Annotated in this window: 14 protein-coding genes; 7 read left to right on the top strand and 7 right to left on the bottom strand. The window is 71.0% G+C overall.

The window, feature by feature from the left end; genetic code table 11:
* Window positions 1–43 precede the first annotated feature (43 nt).
* The 3 genes from LXT23_RS48055 to LXT23_RS48045 are packed head-to-tail and all read right to left on the bottom strand — an operon-like array spanning window position 44 to window position 5405.
* A complete protein-coding gene (locus LXT23_RS48055) occupies window positions 44–1282 on the bottom strand; it encodes a hypothetical protein (protein ID WP_253987286.1) in 1239 nt (412 codons plus the stop codon).
* Window positions 1279–3798: a TonB-dependent receptor domain-containing protein gene (locus LXT23_RS48050; RefSeq protein WP_253987285.1), complete on the bottom strand. Its 2520-nt coding sequence runs from the start codon at window positions 3796–3798 to the stop codon at window positions 1279–1281. The genes LXT23_RS48055 and LXT23_RS48050 overlap by 4 nt, the downstream gene beginning before the upstream one ends.
* A complete protein-coding gene (locus LXT23_RS48045) occupies window positions 3795–5405 on the bottom strand; it encodes a protein kinase domain-containing protein (protein WP_253987284.1) in 1611 nt (536 codons plus the stop codon). The genes LXT23_RS48050 and LXT23_RS48045 overlap by 4 nt, the downstream gene beginning before the upstream one ends.
* A gap of 262 nt (window positions 5406–5667) precedes the next feature.
* Here LXT23_RS48045 and LXT23_RS48040 point away from each other — a divergent pair, with 262 nt between their 5' ends.
* Together LXT23_RS48040 and LXT23_RS48035 are read left to right on the top strand one after the other, a co-directional pair.
* Window positions 5668–6534 (top strand): cobalamin-binding protein, encoded by an 867-nt coding sequence (locus LXT23_RS48040; protein ID WP_253987283.1) that lies wholly within the window; start codon window positions 5668–5670, stop codon window positions 6532–6534.
* A gap of 222 nt (window positions 6535–6756) precedes the next feature.
* Window positions 6757–8472 carry a BamA/TamA family outer membrane protein gene (locus tag LXT23_RS48035; protein ID WP_407692965.1) on the top strand — a complete coding sequence of 572 codons (1716 nt, stop codon included), beginning with the start codon at window positions 6757–6759 and terminating at the stop codon, window positions 8470–8472.
* A gap of 26 nt (window positions 8473–8498) precedes the next feature.
* Here LXT23_RS48035 and LXT23_RS48030 read toward each other — a convergent pair whose 3' ends face one another.
* Window positions 8499–9275: a UPF0489 family protein gene (locus tag LXT23_RS48030; RefSeq protein ID WP_253987281.1), complete on the bottom strand. Its 777-nt coding sequence runs from the start codon at window positions 9273–9275 to the stop codon at window positions 8499–8501.
* Window positions 9276–9393: 118 nt separating this feature from the next.
* On the opposite strand from LXT23_RS48030, the gene LXT23_RS48025 reads away from it, so the two are divergent.
* Window positions 9394–11607 carry a S9 family peptidase gene (locus tag LXT23_RS48025; RefSeq protein ID WP_253987280.1) on the top strand — a complete coding sequence of 738 codons (2214 nt, stop codon included), beginning with the start codon at window positions 9394–9396 and terminating at the stop codon, window positions 11605–11607.
* 107 nt (window positions 11608–11714) lie between these two features.
* Here the strand turns inward: LXT23_RS48025 and LXT23_RS48020 are convergent, their stop codons facing one another.
* The 3 genes from LXT23_RS48020 to LXT23_RS48010 all read right to left on the bottom strand — a co-directional run bounded on the left by LXT23_RS48020 (window position 11715) and on the right by LXT23_RS48010 (window position 16190).
* Window positions 11715–11921 (bottom strand): cold-shock protein, encoded by a 207-nt coding sequence (locus LXT23_RS48020; protein WP_120526528.1) that lies wholly within the window; start codon window positions 11919–11921, stop codon window positions 11715–11717.
* A 191-nt stretch (window positions 11922–12112) separates the two neighbouring features.
* Complete coding sequence (gene odhB, locus LXT23_RS48015; protein ID WP_253987279.1) at window positions 12113–13321, bottom strand: 2-oxoglutarate dehydrogenase complex dihydrolipoyllysine-residue succinyltransferase; 1209 nt, start codon at window positions 13319–13321, stop codon at window positions 12113–12115.
* Entirely contained in the window at window positions 13311–16190 is a 2880-nt protein-coding gene (locus LXT23_RS48010) for a 2-oxoglutarate dehydrogenase E1 component (RefSeq protein ID WP_253987278.1), read from the bottom strand. Before LXT23_RS48010 ends, odhB begins: the two co-directional genes overlap by 11 nt.
* A gap of 137 nt (window positions 16191–16327) precedes the next feature.
* On the opposite strand from LXT23_RS48010, the gene fabI reads away from it, so the two are divergent.
* From fabI to LXT23_RS47990, 4 genes are all read left to right on the top strand, one after another.
* The gene (gene fabI / locus LXT23_RS48005) at window positions 16328–17161 is read left to right on the top strand and encodes an enoyl-ACP reductase FabI (RefSeq protein ID WP_253987277.1); all 834 of its coding nucleotides are present in this window, start codon (window positions 16328–16330) and stop codon (window positions 17159–17161) included.
* A gap of 183 nt (window positions 17162–17344) precedes the next feature.
* Window positions 17345–17731, top strand: coding sequence for a response regulator (locus LXT23_RS48000; protein ID WP_253987276.1), 387 nt, complete (start codon window positions 17345–17347; stop codon window positions 17729–17731).
* 4 nt (window positions 17732–17735) lie between these two features.
* On the top strand, window positions 17736–18602 hold the full coding sequence (locus tag LXT23_RS47995) for a response regulator (protein WP_253987275.1): 867 nt from the start codon (window positions 17736–17738) through the stop codon (window positions 18600–18602).
* The coding region (locus LXT23_RS47990; protein ID WP_253987274.1) for a CheR family methyltransferase at window positions 18599–19625 on the top strand (1027 nt) is incomplete at its 3' end. The genes LXT23_RS47995 and LXT23_RS47990, both read left to right, overlap by 4 nt.

The following is a 19625-nucleotide window of genomic DNA, read 5'->3' as shown; positions in this document are numbered from 1 at the left end:
TGTCATGTTGACGGAAGGACAGGCCGAAGTCAAAGCAACGGACTCACTGAACTTCGAGGACGAAGGCCTGACTCTCCAGGGCTGGAAGTCCTACGCCAGCGGCCAGGGCCGGGTCCAGTTCATTGGGCACACGCCATGTCTGGCCGGTGGACTGGATCACCACGAGCGCGTAACGGCCCCGGGGCAGGTCCTTGAGAGGGGCGGGAGCGGCGGAATCCCGGATGTCGAGGGCTTGCGGGCGGACGACCACCTGCAGCTCCGGCACGACGGCCGGCTGCATGCGCGGCTGGCCCTGCTCGTCGGTGAGGGCGGCGATGGGTCCGTCCGGCACCAGGCCCGCGGCGAGCACCACCACGTCCGGCTGGCCGTCCTGGCGGCCGTCCGCATGTGGGTAGTCCACCCCGGTGGGGTCCGGTACGCCGTTGCGGTCCAGGTCGTTGTCGTCGGGGGAGCCGGGCACGTTCTCCGCCAGCTTGCGCACCACCACGCGCGGCCAGAGGTCCGGCACGCCGTCGCGGTTGGCGTCGTCCGGCTGGCCGTCGCGGTCGGCGTCCACGTAGCTGACGACGAAGCCCTGGGGCCGCTGGTCCACCGCGCCGTCCTGGATGGGCAGGGGCTGCAGGCGGAGCACCCTCGCGGTGCTCCCGAGCGCGCGCTCTCCTCCCACCACCTGGAAGGCGGGCCGGTCCACCGGCACGCGCGCGGTGTCGGAGAAGCTCACGGAGACGCCGGTGAGGGGCTGGGGCTGGCCCTCCGCGTCCGCCGTGACTTCGAGGACGAGCTGCGCGCCGGTGGTGGGGTCCACCGCGGCGCCGCCCACGTCGCCCGCGTTGGGCTCGCTGGTGACGCCGTACCAGGGGATGAAGTCCGGGCGGTGGCAGGGCTGGGTGGCCGCGACGCCGCAGGTGTCCGCGTCGATGAAGCCGCGCAGCATGTAGCGGCCCGCGGGCACCAGGCTGAAGCTGAAGGGCGCGGTGAAGGGGCCCGGCGCGGTGGTGCCCAGGGCCGGGCCGAAGAGCCGCTCGGCGGGGACGACGGTGAAGGCCAGCGGGCGGCCGGTGCCCTGCGGCGGGGGAGGGCGCTCGGCGTCGTAGAGGAACACCACCGCGTTGCCGCGCGCGCGCGACTGCACCACCAGGCTGCCCTCGAGGCGGGCGGACTGCGTGTTCTGCCGGCCGTCCGCGGTGGGCACCACGGGCGGGGCCTCGCAGCCGAGCCCGACGAGGGACGCGAGGACGAGCCCACCCAGGGGCTTCGTCCAGGACAGGAAGGGGCGCTTCATGGAGTCACCGTCACAGTTGCGTAGACGCGCCGCTCGATGCGATTGCCGAAGGGGTGCTGCGAGTGCGCGCCGCCCAGGTGGCTGCCCACCAGCGCGACGTCCACCGTGTCCTTCACCGCCTCGTAGCCCACGCGCGCGTTGACGACGGCATGGGCCTTCAGGGGGTTGGACAGCAGGTCGATGCGGGTGGGGTCCGCCGCGGCGGGCTCGCGTTCGATCCAGGTGGTGGCCGAGGTGAAGGCCGCGTCCACGCCGAACTCCAGGTCCGCCTTCGTGCGGTAGGTGACGCCGCCGTACAGCTTGAGCTGCGGAGCCTGGCTGCACGGGCCGCACTCGGACTTCTCCTCGCGGTCCGACGAGACGCTCTGGAAGGCGGCGCTCAGCTTCAGGCCCAGGCCGTCCACCGGCGCCATGTTGATGCCGGCCTCCGCGCCGCGCGCGGTGTAGACGGCGTCCTCGTTCTGGAAGAAGGAGCGGCCCAGCAGGTACGTGCCGCTGCCCGCGTCGTAGGACTCGCCGGCCGGCAGCCGCTGCACGGCGGACAGGCCGATGAGGTCTCGCACCGTGTTCTGGTAGAGGGCCACGTCCCAGTCCAGGCCCAGCTCCGCGGCCTCGCCGCGCCAGCCCAGCTCGAAGGCGGTGAGGCGCTCGGCGCGCAGGCGCGTGTTGCCGGTGGTGAGCGCGCTGGCGCCGTTGACGCCCGGCACGGGGACGGGGAGGCGGGTGTAGCTCTCCAGGAACGTCGGCTCGCGGAAGGCGGAGGCCGCGCTGGCGCGGAAGGCATGGCCCTCGAAGGGGATGAACAGCGCGGACAGGCGCGGCGAGTGCGCCAGGCCCGGCTGCCCGTCGTCCAGCAGCGGGTGCCGGTCCACGCGGTAGCTGGCCACCAGCCGCAAGGGCTCCACCAGGCGCCACTCGTCCTGGACGAAGGCGGCGGCGTGGACCTCCTGGCGCAGCGGGCCCAGGTAGTCCCAGCCCACGCGCTTGAGGCGGCCCTCCACCCCGACGTTGAGCTGGTGCTCGCCGCCCAGCTGGAAGGCGCGCGCGAAGAGCAGCTCCGCGTTGAAGAGGTTGGAGGACAGGCGGGTGCCCAGCGAGCGCTGGCCGATGGCCTCGTACTGCGGCCCCGCGTCACCGGAGATGTGGTTCCAGAAGGTCTTCAGCTTGAGCGGCCCCAGCTCCACGTCGCCCTTGGCGTACGCGCCGAGGCCGTCCATGAAGTAGTTGCGCAAGAGGCCCAGCGGATAGATTTCCGTGGTGTAGCGGTGCACGCCGCCGGACAGGCCCACCTCGCGCCCCTCGGAGAAGGTGTACACGGCGGACAGCGTGCCGCGCGCGCCCCGCACGCCGATGTCCGGATCCGGGTCCTTCAGCTCCATGTCCGGGCGGCCGTCGCCAAAGTCGCGGCTCCACTTGTCCGCCTGCTGGTACGCCACCGCCGCGCGGTAGCGCATGGCGCCGGAGCTGCCGTGGCTGAGGAACGAGCCGGCCACGGTGTTGCCGGTGCCGCCGGTGGCGGAGAAGCGCGCGCGCGGGCCGCTGCCGGGGGCCTGGGTGATGATGTTGATGACGCCCAGCATGGCGTTGGCGCCGTACAGCGCGCTGCCAGGGCCGCGGATGACCTCGATGCGCTCGATTTCCTCCAGGCCGATGGGGATGGAGGACCAGAGCGTCAGCCCGAGGAAGTCCTGGTACTCCGTGCGGCCGTCCACCAGCACCAGCACCTTGTTGGCGATGCGCTGGTTGAAGCCGCGCAGCGACACGTTGGCGCTGCCCACGCCCAGCGCCATGACGTCCGCGCCCGGCACGCGCCGCAAGAGCTCCGGCAGGCTGGTGGCGCCGGACAGGCGGATGTCCTCGGAGGTGATGACGGTGGTGGCGTTGGGCGCCTCCAGCGAGGACTGGGCGCGGCGGCTCGCCGTCACCACGCGCTCCTCGTAGGGCACCGCGCCCTGGTCCTCCGAGGCTTCCGGAACGCCCGGCGCGGCGGAGGCCACGGGGGAGGCTGTTACCGAGGGCGGGGCGCCGCCGGAGGGCATGGACTCGGCGCGCTCAATCGCCTTCTCCAGCCGCTCCAGCAGGGTGCTCAGCTGCTGCTGGGTCTGGACGCTCGCGGGCGGCGGCGGCATGGGCAGCGCGGAGCGGTCCTCTGGCGGGGCGGACGCGGTGGGGTCGCTGGCCTTCAGCTTCGCCTCCAGCGTGGCGATGGTGGTCGTCACGGACGAGGCGTCCGGCGGGTTGCTGGCGAGGTAGCGCTGGTACCTGTCCAGGGCCTCCGTCAGCCGGCCGGCGTCATGGTACGCGCGGGCGATGTTGTAGAGGACGTGGGGGTGCGGCTTGATGGCGTAGGCCTCTTCCAGCTCGGCGATGCCCCGGTCGTACTGCTTCTGGGCGATGAGGCTCATGCCGTTGCGGAAGTGGCGGCGGGCTTCCAGACGGGCATCCGCCAGGGCCTGCCCGGCGCAGAGACACAGCGCGAGGAGGCCCGCTCGTTCGAGGGCTCTGAGGTGTTTCACTGGTACGGGTCGTCCTTGTAGGGCGAGGAGCTCGAGGACTTGCCTGCCTTCGAGCCCGACTTCTTGCGCTGGAGCTTCTGCCGGACCTGCTTCTCGGGCCCTTCACCCTCGGCGACGACGGTGACGCGCTGGTAGCCGTCCAGGGAGAAGGTCAGCTCCGCGCGGGCGAGGCCACCGTCCTCGGGGGGCACGTCGAGCTCCAGGGGCGTCACGCCCACGTCCGTCCCCCGCCAGGTGACGCGCGCGCCGGAGGGCTCGCTGGCGATCTGGAACTTCACCGGGACGGCGGACGGCCGGGCGGAGGAAGGCCGGGGCGGCGCGAGCTCTTCATCGGCTTCGCCGGGCAACACGGCCGGGTCGGCGGGGGCCGCGGCGGCGGGCTTCGGGGCGCTGGGGGAGGCCGTCGCCGGGGCCGTCGCGGTGAGCGGGGCCACATTCACCGGCACGGGGGCGGGGGAGTCGGGGCGCAGCGCGAAGAACAGGGCCACGCCGATGCCCAGCACCAGCGAGCCCACGAAGAGGGCGATGCCCAGCGGACGCCGGTCCGGCTTCGCCTGGGCCTCCTCGTCCACGGAGATGTCCAGCGCCATGGTGCTGGGGCCGGAGCCGAGCTGGCCATGGGGGCCGCTGATGGGGCCGCTGCCCGTGCCCGTCAGGCGCGGGGCGCTGAAGACGCCGCTGACGCCCACGGTGGACGCGACGGCGCGCATGGCGTCCATCACCTCGTCCATGGACTGGTAGCGCTCCGCGGGGACCTTCGCGAGGCACTTCATCACCAGCGCTTCGACCTCGGCGGGGATGCCGTGGCTGGGCCAGATGGCGCCGAAGGACGGCGGCGGCTCGTTGATGTGCTTGACGATGACGTCGATGCTCTGCGCGGCCAGGAAGGGCGGGCGGCCCATCAGCATCTGGTAGAGCACCACGCCCAGGCTGTACACGTCGCTGCGCGGGTCGGCCACGTTGCGGGCCTGCTCCGGCGCCATGTACTGCGGCGAGCCGAGGATGATGCCGGCCTGGGTGAGCGACGTGTCCTGCGGAATGGGGCCGGCGTCACCGAGGAAGGACTTCACCAGCCCGAAGTCCAGCACCTTCACCACGTCGTGGTCCGTCTCCTGGTTGAGGACCATGACGTTGGCGGGCTTGAGGTCGCGGTGGATGAGGCCGACCTTGTGCGCCTCGCGCAGCGAGCGGGCAATCTGCTGGGTGATGTTGAGCGCGCGCGCCCACGGCAGCGGGCCCACCTGGGTGAGGAGCTGGCCCAGCGTGAGCCCCTCCAGGTACTCCATGGCGATGTAGTAGATGCCGTCGTCCGTCTTGCCGTAGTCGATGACGGTGACGGTGTTCGGGTGGCGCAGCCTCGCCGTGACGCTGGCCTCCAGGAAGAAGCGCTTCTGGAAGCCCGGGTCTTTCCCCTCCCCGTACTGGGGGCTCAGCACCTTCAGTGCGACCAGCCGGTCCAGCGGGGCCTGCATCGCCTTGTAGACGCGGCCCATGCCGCCCGCACCGAGTGTCTCCAGGATGCGGAAGCGCTCGTTGAGGACCCTTCCCAGCAGCGGATCCTCCATGTCCGGAGGAGCGCCATTCGTCGGGGCGTTGCTCTCAATCATGTCTGCCCCCGCCGACCGGGAAGGCATGCGACGCTCCGGTCGAACATGCCCGATGATGCTAGCACCGCATTCCTCCGCTCCCCAAGCGACGTGCCAGGTTGGCGCAGTGCGGCAAAGGCCGAGATTCAGGCTTCGGCGCTGCAAAGTCCAGCACCGGACATCGTGGCTTCCGCGCGCGCATGACGAAGGTGTAACGCGCGTGCCCGGCTGTCTGCTTGTCGGACCGGTTGGCGCAACCCGGGCGCGTTAGGGTGGTGGGCATATGAATGCGCGCCTGTCCGAGCTGCTCTCCTCCGCGCCGCCCTACCCCCGGCGGGTGGTGTGCATGACGGAGGAAACGACGGAGGTCCTCTACCGTATCGGCGCGGGGGACCTGGTCGTCGGTGTGTCCGGCTTCACGGTGCGGCCGCCGGAGGCGCGCAAGAAGCCGCGCGTGTCCTCGTTCCTGGACGCGAACTTCGAGCGCATCCTGGAGCTGAAGCCGGACCTGGTGCTGGGGTTCTCGGACCTGCAGGCGGACATCGGCCGCGAGCTGTGCAAGCGGGGCGTGCCCGTGTACCTGTTCAACCAGCGCTCCATCGCGGAGATATTGCAGACGGTGCGGCTGACGGGCGCGCTGGTGGGGCGGGCCCAGGAAGCGGAGCGACTGGCGGACACGCTGACGGCCAATCTGGAGAAGCACGCGGAGGCGGCGGACGCGCTGCCGCGCCGGCCGCGCATCTTCTTCGAGGAGTGGCACGAGCCGCTCATCTCCGGCATCCGCTGGTGCTCGGAGCTGGTGGAGCTGGTGGGCGGCGAGGACGTGTGCCGCGAGTCGCGCGCGTCGCAGGGCGCGAAGGGCCGCATCTTCGAGCCGGAGGAGGTGGCCCGGCGCAACCCGGAGGGCGTCATCGCGAGCTGGTGCGGGCGCAAGGCGAAGCGCGAGAAGATTGCGTCGCGTCCGGGCTGGAGCGAGGTGCGCGCGGTGGTGGACGACCAGCTCTACGAGGTGCGCAGCAGCTACATCCTCCAGCCGGGCCCCGCCGCGCTGTCGGACGGCGTCGACCAGCTGGCGCGCATCGTCGCGGCGGTGGCGCGGGGCGAGAAGCTGCCCGAGCAGCGCAAGGGAGACCTGCGAAGCGCGGTGTGACGGGCCCGCCCCGGTAGCACCGCCGGACTGCGTCTGACCATTCCGGGTCCGCCCCGCCCCGGCGCATGCCAGGATGGGCCCGTGCACCTCCCGCTGCTCGCCCTGCTCGTCGCACCGCTCGCCGTGGCCCCGCTCGAGGCGCAGGAGGCGCCCGCGTCCTCCTCCACGTCGTCCGAGCCTCCGCGGACGCCTCCTGCCCCGACGGTGCCGGAGACGCCGGACGTGGCGTCCCCGAGCGCCGGCTCGCCGGAGGGGGGCGAGGCCCGGAAGGAGAACTACGAGGAGGCCCTGATTGCCCGCGCGCTGGAGCAGCAGGGCCGCGTGCTGGAGCCCGAGCCCGAGGGGAAGGTGCTGGAGGAGGTGCTCGTCGCCACCGAGGACGTGGTGGCCGCGAGCGACCCGTTCCCCGACTTCCTCAACATCTTCCACGTGAGGACGCGGGACGAGGTCGTCCGGCGGGAGTCGCTGCTCCAGCCCGGGCAGCCGTACTCGGCGGCGCTCGCGGAGGAGTCCGCGCGCAACCTGCGCGGGCTGCGCCTGTTCTCCGTGGTGCGCCTCGTCCCGGTGAAGGGCCGGGCGCCCGGCACCGTGGCGCTGCTCGTCGTCACCAAGGATTTGTGGTCGCTGCGGCTCAACAGCGACTTCTCCGCGGTGGGCTCGCTCCTCCAGTACCTGCGGCTGCAGGGCACGGAGCAGAACTTCCTCGGCCGGGGGAAGAAGGTCGCGCTGGACTTCACCCTGCGGCTGGACACGCTCAGCTTCGGGCAGAGCTACACGGACCCGCGCGTGCTGGGCAGCCGCTGGTCCCTCAGCGAGTCCGCCGCCGTCATCATCGGCCGCGAGAGTGGCAGGGCGGAGGGCTCGCGCGGCAGCCTCTCCGTCAGCCGGCCCCTGTACTCGCTGTCCACGCCGTGGAGCACCAGCACCTCCGTGGCGTGGAACGTGGAGACCAACCGCGTGTACCGCGGCGCGGACATCTGGCAGCTGCCCTTCCCGGACGGGCCCGCGGTGCCCTACGTCTACGAGACAGAGGAAGTCGCGGGCGGTGTCTCGTACACGCGCTCCTACGGGCTGCGCCACAAGTGGAACGTGGGCGGCACGCTGGGCGCGTACCACTACGCCTACGACCCACCGGCCACGTCCATGCTGAGCGGCGAGCAGCAGGACTGGTTCCGCCGCAACTACCTGCCGCGCGCCGAGGACGCGGGCTATGCGTCCCTCTCCCTGCGCGCCTTCGACGCGCGCTACGAGGTGCTGCGGGACGTGGACTCGTACGCGCTCTCCGAGGACTTCCAGCTGGGCCACTCGGTGTCCGCGACGGTGCGGTACGCGCCCCCCGTCTTCGGCGCCGACTCCCACTTCGCGGAGCTGGGGCTGGCCGGCCGCTACCGCCTGCGCCTGGGCGAGGCGCTCACCACGGTGTCCGCCGCGGGCGCCATCCGCCGGCAGTTGGGTGAGGGCGCCGGGTGGAGCAACCGCCGCTGGGCGACGGAGCTGGTGCAGGTGTCCCCCAAGGTGCTCGGAGGCCGCTTCGTGGCGCGCGGGCTGCTGGACGTGAACATCGACGACCTGTTCGACCGCGTCACCCTGCTGGGCGGTGGCAGCGGCCTGCGCGGCGCGGGCGTGGACGCGTACTCCGGCAAGCGGCTGCTGCTGGTCAACGTGGAGTACCGCACCGCGCCCGTCGTCATCCGGACGGTGCACCTGGGCGGCGTGCTCTTCTTCGACTCGGGCAGCGCCTTCGATGACAGGCCGGACATGGTGCACTCGGTGGGCGTGGGCCTGCGCCTGCTGTTCCCCCAGTTCAACGTCATCCCGTTCCGCGTCGACTTCGGCTACGTCCTCAACGACGACCGGCCGCCCGTGGGCAGCCGCTTCTCGCTGGCCGGCGGACAGCTCACGGACCTGCGGCCCGGCTTCCTGGACTCGCCGCTGTAGCCCGAGCGCCCCACGTGCGCCCGAGCTCAGGGCGGCTCGACGCGCAGCAGCTCTCGGAACAGCACCTCCGCCACGTCGCGGAACAGCTCCCCGGAGGCCAGCAGGCCCCCGCAGTGGTGCGGCTCGCGGGCCAGCGTCAGCGCCACCGCCTTGCCCAGCACCGCGTCCCAGAACGGCTCCGAGCCCTCCGGCAGCAGGAACTCGCGGATGACGCTCTTCGGCCAGGGCAGCACCGTCGTGGGGTCCGCGTCGCTCAGGGACGTGAAGCAGTCCAGGTCCACGTCCAGCAGGACCTGCTGCGCGCCCTCGAGCACGTCCCGCACCGCGTCACCCGGGGCGGGGTGGTTCCACGCCTCGGCGGCCCGGTCCACCGTGGTCACCGTCACCAGCCGGTGCGGCCGGCCGCGCGTGTCCACGTACGTGTCGCCCGCGAAGGAGCCCCGGGGCCGCGCCCGCGCCACCAGCAGCGCGTCTCCCACCAGCCCCGCCTCCATGGCCGCGAGGATGTGGTCGTAGTTGCGCACGTCGAGCGACCAGCGGGTGTGCTCGTCCAGCGCCCTCAGGCCCGCGGAGCGGTCCGGCACCGCCTCCGGATGCTTCGGCACCACGATGTCCAGGTGCCTGTCCAACGTCACCAGCAGCGCGGCGGGGCCTGTGTCCCCCAGCGCGAAGGCCCAGGAGGGCAGGGCGAGCCGGTGCGGGTCGAAGATGTACGCATCCGTCGGGCCCCGCCCGCCGCCCAGCCCCAGCCGGATGACCCCGGCCAGCCGGAGGTGCCGCAGGGCGTCGTCTTCCGTATCCATGACCTCGGGAATCCTCCGGCCTGCCCGGCGTTTGCTCGGGCCGCGTGGCGGCCGAGTGTAGGCTTGCCCGCACCTTTCCGTGAAAGGAGACCCGCCCCCCGCGGGTATTCGACTACGCATGCGCCAGGTACTCGCCGCCGCGCTCCTCTTCGTGAGCGTCCCCGTCTTCGCCCAGGAGCAGAAGCCCATCCCCATGTCCCCGTCGCAGCGGAAGCAAGACCCCTTCCTGCGCCAGTTCTCGGAGACGCGCCGCTTCTCCAGCGGCCGCCCCGTGGGCGTGCGCATCGCCCCGGACGAGAAGTCCGTCCTCTTCCTGCGCACCACGCCCACGTCCAACGTGCAGATGCTGTACGCCTTCGACGTGGCGTCCGGGCAGGCCCGTGAGCTGCTCACCCCCGAGGCGCTCCTCAAGGGCGGCGAGGAGACGCTCACCCCCGAGGAGAAGGCCCGCCGCGAGCGCATGCGCGTCAGCGCCCGGGGCTTCACGACGTTCCAGGTCTCCGACGACGGCACCCGCCTGCTGGTCCCCCTGTCCGGCCGCCTCTACGTGGTGGAGCGCGAGTCCGGCAAGGTGACGGAGCTGAAGACGGGCGCCGGCACGCTGGACCCGAAGTTCTCCCCCGACGGCAAGCAGGTCGCCTACGTCCGGGACAACGACGTCTACCGAATCGACATCGCCGCCAACAAGGAGCAGCGAGTCACGCAGGGCGGCACCGAGGACAAGACGCACGGCCTGGCCGAGTTCGTCGCGCAGGAGGAGATGAGCCGCTTCTCCGGCTACTGGTGGAGCCCGGACGCGAAGTCCTTCGCGTACACCGAGGCCGACACCTCCGAGGTGGAGAAGCTCACCATCGTCGACGTGATGCACCCGGAGAAGGGCGGCGAGGACTTCGCGTACCCGCGCCCCGGCAAGGCCAACGCCAAGGTGCGCCTGGGCGTCACCCCCGCCGCGGGCGGCCAGACGGTGTGGGCCCAGTGGGACGCACAGAAGTACCCGTACCTGGCCACCGTGGTGTGGCCCAAGGGCGGCCCGCTCTCCATCCTGGTGCAGAACCGCAACCAGACGGAGCAGAAGCTGCTCGCGGTGGACCCGGCCACCGGCAAGACGCGCGAGCTGCTCACGGAGACGGACAAGGCCTGGCTCAACCTGGACCAGGACTTCCCGCTGTGGAAGGAGGATGGCAGCGGCTTCCTCTGGTACACCGAGCGCAACGGCGGCCCCGAGGTGGAGCTGCGCAAGGCAGACGGCTCGCTGGACAAGAGCCTGGTGAAGCCCGACGCGGGCTTCCGCTCGCTGGCGCGCTACGTCCAGAAGGACGGCACCCTCTACTTCAACGGCGGCGCCAACCCCACGGAGAGCTACCTGTGGCGCGTGAAGGACGGCGGCGCTCCGGAGAAGGTGTCCACCGGCGCCGCCGGCCCGGCCCTCGAGGGCGGCTCCGTGTCGAAGAACGGCGGGCTGCTGGTCGTCAACAGCAGCGGCCCCAAGACGATGTCCCTGTCGCACGTGCTGCGCGCGGACGGCACCCGCGTGGGCACGCTGCCGGAGATTGCCCAGGAGCCGCCCTTCACCCCCAACTTCGAGGTCCGCCAGGTGGGCCCGAAGCGCTTCTGGGCCTCCATCACCCGCCCGCGCAACTTCAAGAAGGGCCAGAAGCTGCCCGTCATCGTCGAGGTGTACGGCGGCCCCACCACCACCGTCGTCCACCAGAGCATGGGCGCGCACCTCATGTCGCAGTGGATGGCGGACCAGGGCTTCCTCGTCGTGAAGTTCGACGGGCGCGGCACCCCGCTGCGCGGCGCCGATTGGGAGCGCGTGGTGAAGCACGACTTCGCCACCACGACGATTGAGGACCAGGCCTCCGCCATCCAGGAGCTGGCGAAGGAGTTGCCGGAGGTGGACCTCAAGCGCGTGGGCATCCAGGGCTGGAGCTTCGGCGGCTACATGGCCGCGCTGGGCGCCCTCAAGCGCCCGGACGTCTTCAAGGCCGCGGTGGCCGGAGCCCCGGTGGTGGACTGGCTCGACTACGACACCCACTACACCGAGCGCTACCTGGGCGTGCCCCAGGAGCAGCCCAAGGCGTACGAGGTCAGCTCGCTGCTCACCTACGCGAAGCAGGACAAGCCCATCGGCAAGCTGCTGCTCATCCACGGCACCGCCGACGACAACGTGTACTTCTTCCACACCCTCAAGCTGTCGGATGCGCTGTTCCGCGCCGGCAAGCCGCACGAGCTGCTGCCGCTCAGCGGCCTGACGCACATGGTGCCCGACCCGCTCGTCACCGAGCGCCAGTGGGAGCGCGTCATGGACCACTTCAAGCGCAACCTGTAGGCGCCGAAGCGCCAGCGCCCCGGAAAAGCAAGAGGCCCGGTCCCCTGGTGTAGGGGGGCCGGGCCTCCTTTCATCGGCCAGTCCGTGAGGAGTGGCAGACGGACGCGTTACCCCGCGGCGCGGACGTTCTGCGCCTGCAGGCCCTTGGGGCCGCGGGTGACCTCGAACTCCACCTTCTGGCCCTCGGCCAGGGTGCGGAAGCCATCCATGTTGATGGCGGAGTGGTGGCAGAACACGTCCTCACCGCCGCCGTCCTGGGTGATGAAGCCGAAGCCCTTCGCGTCGTTGAACCACTTCACGGTACCGGTTGCCATTGCACTTCCTCAGTCTTGCGGGGCGGCGTGGTGGAGAGCCGCCCGTTCTTCCCGCCCCCCGACTACCGGGAGACACTCCGCTTTGTAGTGAAACGGCCGACTGGAAGTCCAGCCGGCCGCCCGGAATACACGAGTTGCTTCGAGCCCGCGACTCACCGTCCCACCGTGAGCCGCGGCGCGTCAGGGCTGCGTCAGACGTCGAGCAGCAGGCGCTCGGGGTCCTCGATGCACTCCTTGATGCGCACGAGGAACTGCACCGCCTCGCGGCCGTCCACCAGGCGGTGGTCGTAGGTGAGGGCCACGTACATGATGGGGCGGATGACCACCTGGCCGTCGCGGGCCATGGGGCGGTCGACGATGTTGTGCATGCCCAGGATGCCCGTCTGCGGCGGGTTGAGGATGGGCGTGGACAGCATGGAGCCGAAGATGCCGCCGTTGGAGATGGTGAAGGTGCCACCCTGCAGGTCGGCCAGCGTCAGCTTGTCGTTGCGCGCCTTGGTGCCCAGCTCGGCGATGGTCTTCTCCAGCTCCGCCAGGCCCAGCTTGTCGGCGCCGCGCACCACCGGGACGACGAGGCCGCGGCTGCCGCTCACCGCCACGCCGATGTCGTAGTAGTGCTTGAAGATGACGTCCTCGCCGTCGATTTCCGCGTTGATTTGCGGGAACGCCTTGAGGGCTTCGATGGTGGCGCGGACGAAGAAGCTCATGAAGCCCAGCTTCACGCCGTGCTTCGCCTGGAACTTCTCGTTGTACTTCTTGCGCAGGGCCATCACCTCGCCCATGTCCACCTCGTTGAAGGTGGTGAGCATGGCGGCGGTGGACTGGGCCTGGATGAGGCGCTCGGCCACGCGCTTGCGCAGCGGCGTCATCCGCACGCGCTCCTCGCGCGCGGCGTTGGGGCGCGGGCCCGCGGGCTGGGCCGGGGCAGGGGCCTGCGCGGGGGCGGGCGTGGCGGGGCGGTTGAGCTGGCCCAGCACGTCCTCCTTGGTGATGCGGCCACCGGCGCCGCTGCCCTTCACCTGGGAGAGGTCCACCCGGTTCTCCTCGGCCACCTTGCGCGCGGTGGGCGTCATGCGCGCGTCGCTGCCCGCGGCCTCGGCGGCGGGAGCGGGCGCGGCAGCGGGCGTGGCGGCCGCCGCGGGCTTCGCGGCGGCGGCACCGGCGCCGGCCTCGATGAGCCCCAGCACCTCGCCCACGCGGACCTTGTCGCCTTCCTTGAAGGAGACGCTGCTCAGCGTTCCGGCGGAAGGCGCGGGCACGTCGATGGTGACCTTGTCCGTCTCCAGGACGACGAGCGGCTCGTCCGCGGAGACCGCGTCACCCGGCTTCTTGTTCCACTTGCCGACGACAGCCTCGGTGATGGACTCGCCCAGGGGGGGCACTTTCAGTTCAACGGCCATTCTTGGTCCCTCGGAAGATGGCTTCCTCGATGATGAGCTGCTGCTCGTACTCGTGCGTCTTGGGGAAACCGGTAGCGGGGCTGGCGGCCTCCGCGCGCCCGATGTAGCCGATCTTCACCGGCTGCTGCGAGCGCGTTGACGCCAGGTCGTGCAGGCGGGGGAACATGAAGTGCCACCCGCCCGCGTTGCGGGGCTCCTCCTGCACCCAGAGGAGCTCCGCGAGCTTGGGCAGCTTCGCGACCAGGGCCGCCAGCTCGTCGAAGGGGAACGGGTAGAGCTGCTCCAGCCGGACGATGGCGATGCTGTCGTCCTTGCGCTCGTCCCGGGCCTTCACCAGGTCGTAGTACACCTTGCCGCTGCAGAGGATGAGGCGCGTGACGCCCGCGGGCGCCACCCGGTCCAGGAGGACCTCCTGGAAGGTGCCCGCGGCCAGCTCGTCCAGCTTGCTGGTGGCCTCCGGCCGGCGCAGCAGGCTCTTGGGCGACATGATGACCAGCGGCTTGCGCACGGGGCGCAGCACCTGGCGGCGCAGCAGGTGGAAGATCTGCGCCGGCGTGGTGGGGTAGCAGACCTGGATGTTGTCCTCGGCGCACAGGTCCAGGAAGCGCTCCAGGCGCGCGCTGGAGTGCTCCGGGCCCTGGCCCTCGTAGCCGTGCGGCAACAGCAGGGTGATGCCGCTGAGCCGGCGCCACTTGCTCTCACCGGCGGCGATGAACTGGTCGATGATGATCTGCGCGCCGTTGACGAAGTCGCCGAACTGGGCCTCCCAGGCCGTCAGGCCGTCCGGGACGTCCAGGCTGTAGCCGTACTCGAAGCCCAGCACGCCCATCTCCGACAGCGCGCTGTTGTGGATGTGGAAGCCGCCCTTGCCGGTGACGAACTGGCGCAGGGGGACGAACTCCTCACCCGTCTGGATGTCGTGCAGCACCGCGTGGCGGTGGCTGAAGGTGCCGCGCTCGCTGTCCTGGCCGGTGATGCGGACGTTGTAGCCCTGGGCCAGCAGCGTGGCGTAGGCCAGCGACTCGCCCTCGCTCCACTGCAAATCTCCGCTGTCCAGCATGCCCAGGCGCTTCTTGATGACGGTGCGCTCCACGTCGCGGTGGATGTTGAAGCCCTCCGGCAGCGTGGACAGCTTCTTCAGCGCGTCACACAGCGTCTGCCGGTCCACCGCCGTGGACACCTGCGGGGCGCTCTTGAGCGAGCCGCCCTGGTACGGCTTCCACAGGCCCTCCAGCGCGTTGGGCTCCTTGAACTGGCTCTCCTGCCGCGCGCGGGTGAGCGCCGCGTCGAAGTCCTGCTGGCAGCGCTGCTTGATGGCCTCGGACTCCTCCGCCGGAATCCGGCCCTTCTCCGCCAGCGAGGCCGCGTAGAGCGTGCGCACCGTGGGGTGCTTGCGGATGATGTCGTACATCGCCGGCTGCGTGAACGAGGGCTCGTCGCCCTCGTTGTGGCCGTAGCGGCGGTAGCAGATGAGGTCGATGACGACGTCGCTCTTGAAGGTCTGCCGGTACTCGGTGGCCAGGCGCGCCACGTGGACGCAGGCCTCCGGGTCGTCCCCGTTCACGTGGAAGATGGGGATGTCCAGCATCTGCGCAATGGCCGTGGCGTAGATGGAGGAGCGCGAGTCGTGCGGGTCGGTGGTGAAGCCGACCTGGTTGTTGATGACGACGTGGACGGTGCCGCCGGTGGTGTAGCCCTTGAGGCCGGACAGGTTGAGCGTCTCGGCCACCACGCCCTGGCCCATGAAGGCGGCGTCGCCGTGGATGAGCAGGGGCATGACGCCGGTGCGCTCGGCGTCACCGCCGCGGTCCTGCTTGGCGCGCACGCGGCCCTCCACCACCGGATTGACGGCCTCCAGGTGGCTGGGGTTGAAGGCCAGCGACAGGTGCACCGAGCGGCCCTGGCGCGTGGTGCGGTCCGAGGAGAAGCCCATGTGGTACTTCACGTCGCCGCGGCCCAGGTAGGCCTTGGGGTCTCTGGGGCCGTCGAACTCGCTGAAGATCTGGTCCGGCTTCTTGCCCAGGATGTTCGTCAGCACGTTGAGGCGGCCGCGGTGGGCCATGCCGATGACGATTTCCTTCAGGCCCATGCCGCTGCCGACTTCCGCCAGCGCGTCCAGCATGGGGATGAGGGCCTCGCCACCGTCGAGGCTGAAGCGCTTGGCGCCCACGTACTTCGTGTGGAGGAAGTGCTCGAAGCCCTCGGCGTAGGACAGCTGGGTGAGGATGTGGCGCTGGTCCTCGACGGAGAAGTCCGTGCGGTTCTCGCTGTGCTCCATGCGCTGCATCAGCCAGCGGCGGCGCTGGCTGTCGAGCATCTGCATGAACTCCACGCCGATGCTGCCGGTGTACGTGCGGTGCAGCCGCCCGAGCAATTCACCCAGGCGCACGCGCTGCTCGGGGAAGACGTTGTTGCCCTCCACCACCTGCTCGCGCTCGCGGGCGGAGAAGTGGGCGTCGTCCACCATGCTGATGTCCGCCACGTGCTCCAGCGGAGGGCGCGGGCGGCCCAGCGGGTCCAGCTTCGCGCGCAGGTGGCCGCGCAGGCGGAAGGCGGTGACGGCCTGGTCCACCTTGGCCTGCACGCCGATGACGTCCTGGGCGGCGGCGGCCGGAGCCGGCGCCGCGGCGGCCGGTGCGGCCGTCTGCACGGCCTGGGCGGTGGCCTTGCCATTGAGCTTGGAGGGGGCCGGCGGGGCCGCCTCCAGCACCTGGGTGCTGAAGATGGGTCGACCGGCGCCATCGTTGCGCTCGAACACCTCGCGCCAGCTGGCATCCACGCTGGCGGGGTCCTCGAGGAACCGGGCGTAGAGCCCTTCGATGAAGTCGATGTTGGCGCCGGAAAGGAACGTGTCCTGGAAATTCGCCATGGCGGTGTCGTCTTTTACTGGAAGGGCGCCCCGTTGGGGGTTTTTTGCGGCGCCCGGGTTTCGTCCCGCTCCAGTCTGGAGGAATGGTAGACAGCGCGTTCTCTTCTACCTCCCCCTTCCCCAAGAGGCCGCCTCACATGCTGCTCCAGGGCAAGAAGCTGCTGATTACCGGGGTGCTGACCCCCCAGTCCCTCGCCTACGGCATCGCCGAACATGCGCTGGCACAGGGCGCTGAAGTGCTCCTCACCGGGTTCGGCCGTGCCAAGTCGCTCACCGACCGGAGCGCGAAGCGGCTGAAGCCCGGGCTGGAAGTGCTGGAACTGGACGTCACCAATACCGAGCACTTCAAGGCGCTCACCGAGTCCCTGCGCCAGCGGTGGGACCGGGTGGACGGCGTGCTCCACTCGATTGCCTATGCGCCGGAGGACGCACTGGGTGGGAACTTCCTCAACACTCCCTGGGAGAGCGCCCAGACGGCCTTCCGCATCTCCACCTTCTCGCTCAAGGAGCTGGCGGTGGCGTGCCTGCCATTGATGACCCAGGGCGGCTCCATCGTCACGCTGGACTTCGACAACACCGTCGCCTGGCCCATCTACGACTGGATGGGGGTGTGCAAGGCGGCACTGGAGTCCACCGTTCGCTACCTCGCCCGCGATCTGGGCCCCAAGGGCATCCGCGTCAACGCCCTGGCCGCCGGGCCGCTGGCCACCATCGCCGCCAAGGGCATTCCGGGCTTCAAGGCCCTGGAGCAGGGCTGGGGCCGGCAGGCGCCGCTGGGCTGGAACGCCAAGACGAGCCACGACATGGTCGCCCGGACGGCCTGTGCGCTCCTGTCCGACTGGCTGCCTTCCACCACGGGTGAGATGATTCACGTGGATGGTGGCTACCACGCCGTAGGTGCGCCTCCGGTGGACTACACCGCCGACGCCGCGGAGACCCCCACGGGTGCCTCCAAACCGGCGAGCGAGTAGGCTCCAGTTCCCCATCATTCCGGAGCCCCGGGAATTGCGCCCGGGTCACCCGGCACCTGCTTGCCCGGTACCATACCGGGCCGGATCTGCCCCGCTTTCTCCCGTGGGAGCCCTCACGGTAGAGTCCTGAACATTCGCAGGGGCTTCCCGCACAGCGCGGGCCTGCGTAGGAGCCGTATCCCAGTGACCACCCAGAGCACCAACGTCTTGCTGGTGGATGACAGCCCGACGGTCCGCAACATCGTCAAGATCTACCTGATGAACCTCAAGGTCTCGACCGTGGAGGCGGATGATGCAACCCGGGCGCTGCAGATCCTCCGCCTCGTCCCGGTGAGCCTGGTCATCGCCGACATCAACATGCCGGGGATGGATGGCATCACCTTCGTGAAGGAGGTGCGCGCCAGCGCGATGCCGCAGGTGCGCTCCGTCCCCATCCTGCTGCTGACGGCGGAGAAGAACGCCGACCTGCGACAGAAGGGCCACGAGGCCGGCGCGAATGCCTTCATCCAGAAGCCTGTCTCCCACCACGAGCTGACGGAAACCGTCCGTCAGTTCCTGTCCAAGGCCTGAAGCCGTGAGCCTGCCGTCCCTGCTGCTCGTCGACGACAGCGACGCCATCCTCGCGCTGGAGCGGGCCATCCTCTCCGGCCACTACACCATCCACACGGCCAGCAATGGCCGTGAGGCGCTGGAGAAGGTGGGAAGGCTCCACCCGGCGGCGGTGCTGCTGGACCTGTCCATGCCGGAGATGGACGGTGACGAGGTGCTCCAGCGGATGAAGGCCGACCCGGCCACCTCGGACATCCCCGTCATCATCATCTCCTCGGAGAAGTCGCGCGCCGAGGCGTGCCTGGGTTTGGGCGCGGAGGCGTTCCTCGCCAAGCCCTTCCGCGCGGACGAGCTGCTGCAGACTGTCGGCGAGGCGCTGCAGAGCGCGCGGCGGCGGGCCCGCACGGGCTCGGTGCTGGTGCTGCGCGTGACGGTGGGGGAGCTGGAGTTCGCCATCCCCCTGGACGCGGTGCGCGAGGTGCTGCTGCACCCGGCGACGCGGCCCCTGCCCACCGGGCCGGCCTACCTGCGCGAGTACGTGGAGGTCCGCGGCAACGCGCTCTGCGTGCTGGACGTGGCGCGGCGGCTGGGCGTGGAGCACAAGCTGGCGCGCGTGGAGCGCATGCTGGTGGTCATCGAGGTGGACGGCGTGTCCCTGGCGCTGGCGGTGGACACGGTGAAGGACCCCGAGGAGTACGCGGCGGCGGACATCGACCGGCGCGAGCGCGTGGGCGGGGCCGACCATGGCCCGCTGCGCGAGGGGCTCATCGGCATGCTGCGCGCCGGCGGGCGTGCGCTGCCCATCCTGGACCCGCGCGTCTTCATCGCGCGCGGGCTGCTCCGGGAGCTGCCCACGATGCTGGAGGCCGCGGAGGCCAGGCGGAGCGCATGAGCGGAGAGCTCGACCCGCGGCTGCTCACCCGCGCGCGGGAGGTGGTGGCCGCCATCACCGGCTTTCGCGAGGACGCCATCGCCACCGAGGCGATGGAGCGCGTCGTGCGCGCGGAGCTGACGCGCGGCCGCTCCCCGGGAGACCTCCTGGGAGAGCTGCTGCACCCGGTGTCGCATCTGTCCGGAATGCTGGTGCGAGCCATCCTGGTGGGGGAGACGTACTTCTTCCGCCAGCCGGAGCACTTCCGCTTCATCGCCCAGGAGGGCGTGCCCGCGGCGCTGCGCCGGGGCGCGCTGGCGCTGCGCGGCTGGAGCGCCGGCTGCGCCACGGGCGAGGAGGCCTACTCGCTGGCCGCGTGCCTGCAGGCGTCGCTCCCCCACGGCTTCCCCGTGGAAGTCCTCGGCACGGACCTGCACGAGGCCAGCCTGGAGACGGCGCGCAAGGCCTCCTACGGCACCTGGTCCCGCCGCGAGTCCGCGCCGAAGCTCTTCCCGCTGTACGTGGAGAGCGGGGAGCGGCAGGTCACCATCCTCCCCGTCGTCCGTCGTGTCACCACCTTCGCCCAGGCCAACCTGCTGGCGCCCCTCCCGGAGCGGTTCGGCCGCTTCGACTTCATCCTCTGCCGCAACGTGCTCACCTATTTCAATCCGGCCGCGCGTGACGCGGCCATCACCCTGCTGTCGCGCACGCTCAACCCGGGCGGGCTGCTCTTCCTGGGCGCCGTCGAGGTGGACCGCGTCCCCGCCGGCATGGTGCGCGAGGGCACTCCCGAGCTGCAGGCGTTCCGCCTGCTGGCCCCTGGCGAGGCCGCCCCGTCCACCCCGTCTTCTCGTGCCCGCGCCGCCGAAAGCAGCGCCCGGGCCGCCGCGCAGGCCCGGCGTGCGGCGCCGGCGCCCAGGCCCGCGCCGGTCCGCGCCGCCGCCGCCGCGCCGCCTTCGGCGAGCTGTCCTTCCTCAAGCCCTCCTACCGTCAGCCGCAGGGCGCCCGCCGCACCGTGGCGCTGCTGGACGCGGGGCCGGACCA

Source organism: Pyxidicoccus xibeiensis (assembly GCF_024198175.1).
Classification (GTDB): Bacteria; Myxococcota; Myxococcia; order Myxococcales; family Myxococcaceae; genus Myxococcus; species Myxococcus xibeiensis.
This window is presented reverse-complemented; position numbering and strand designations above follow the sequence as displayed.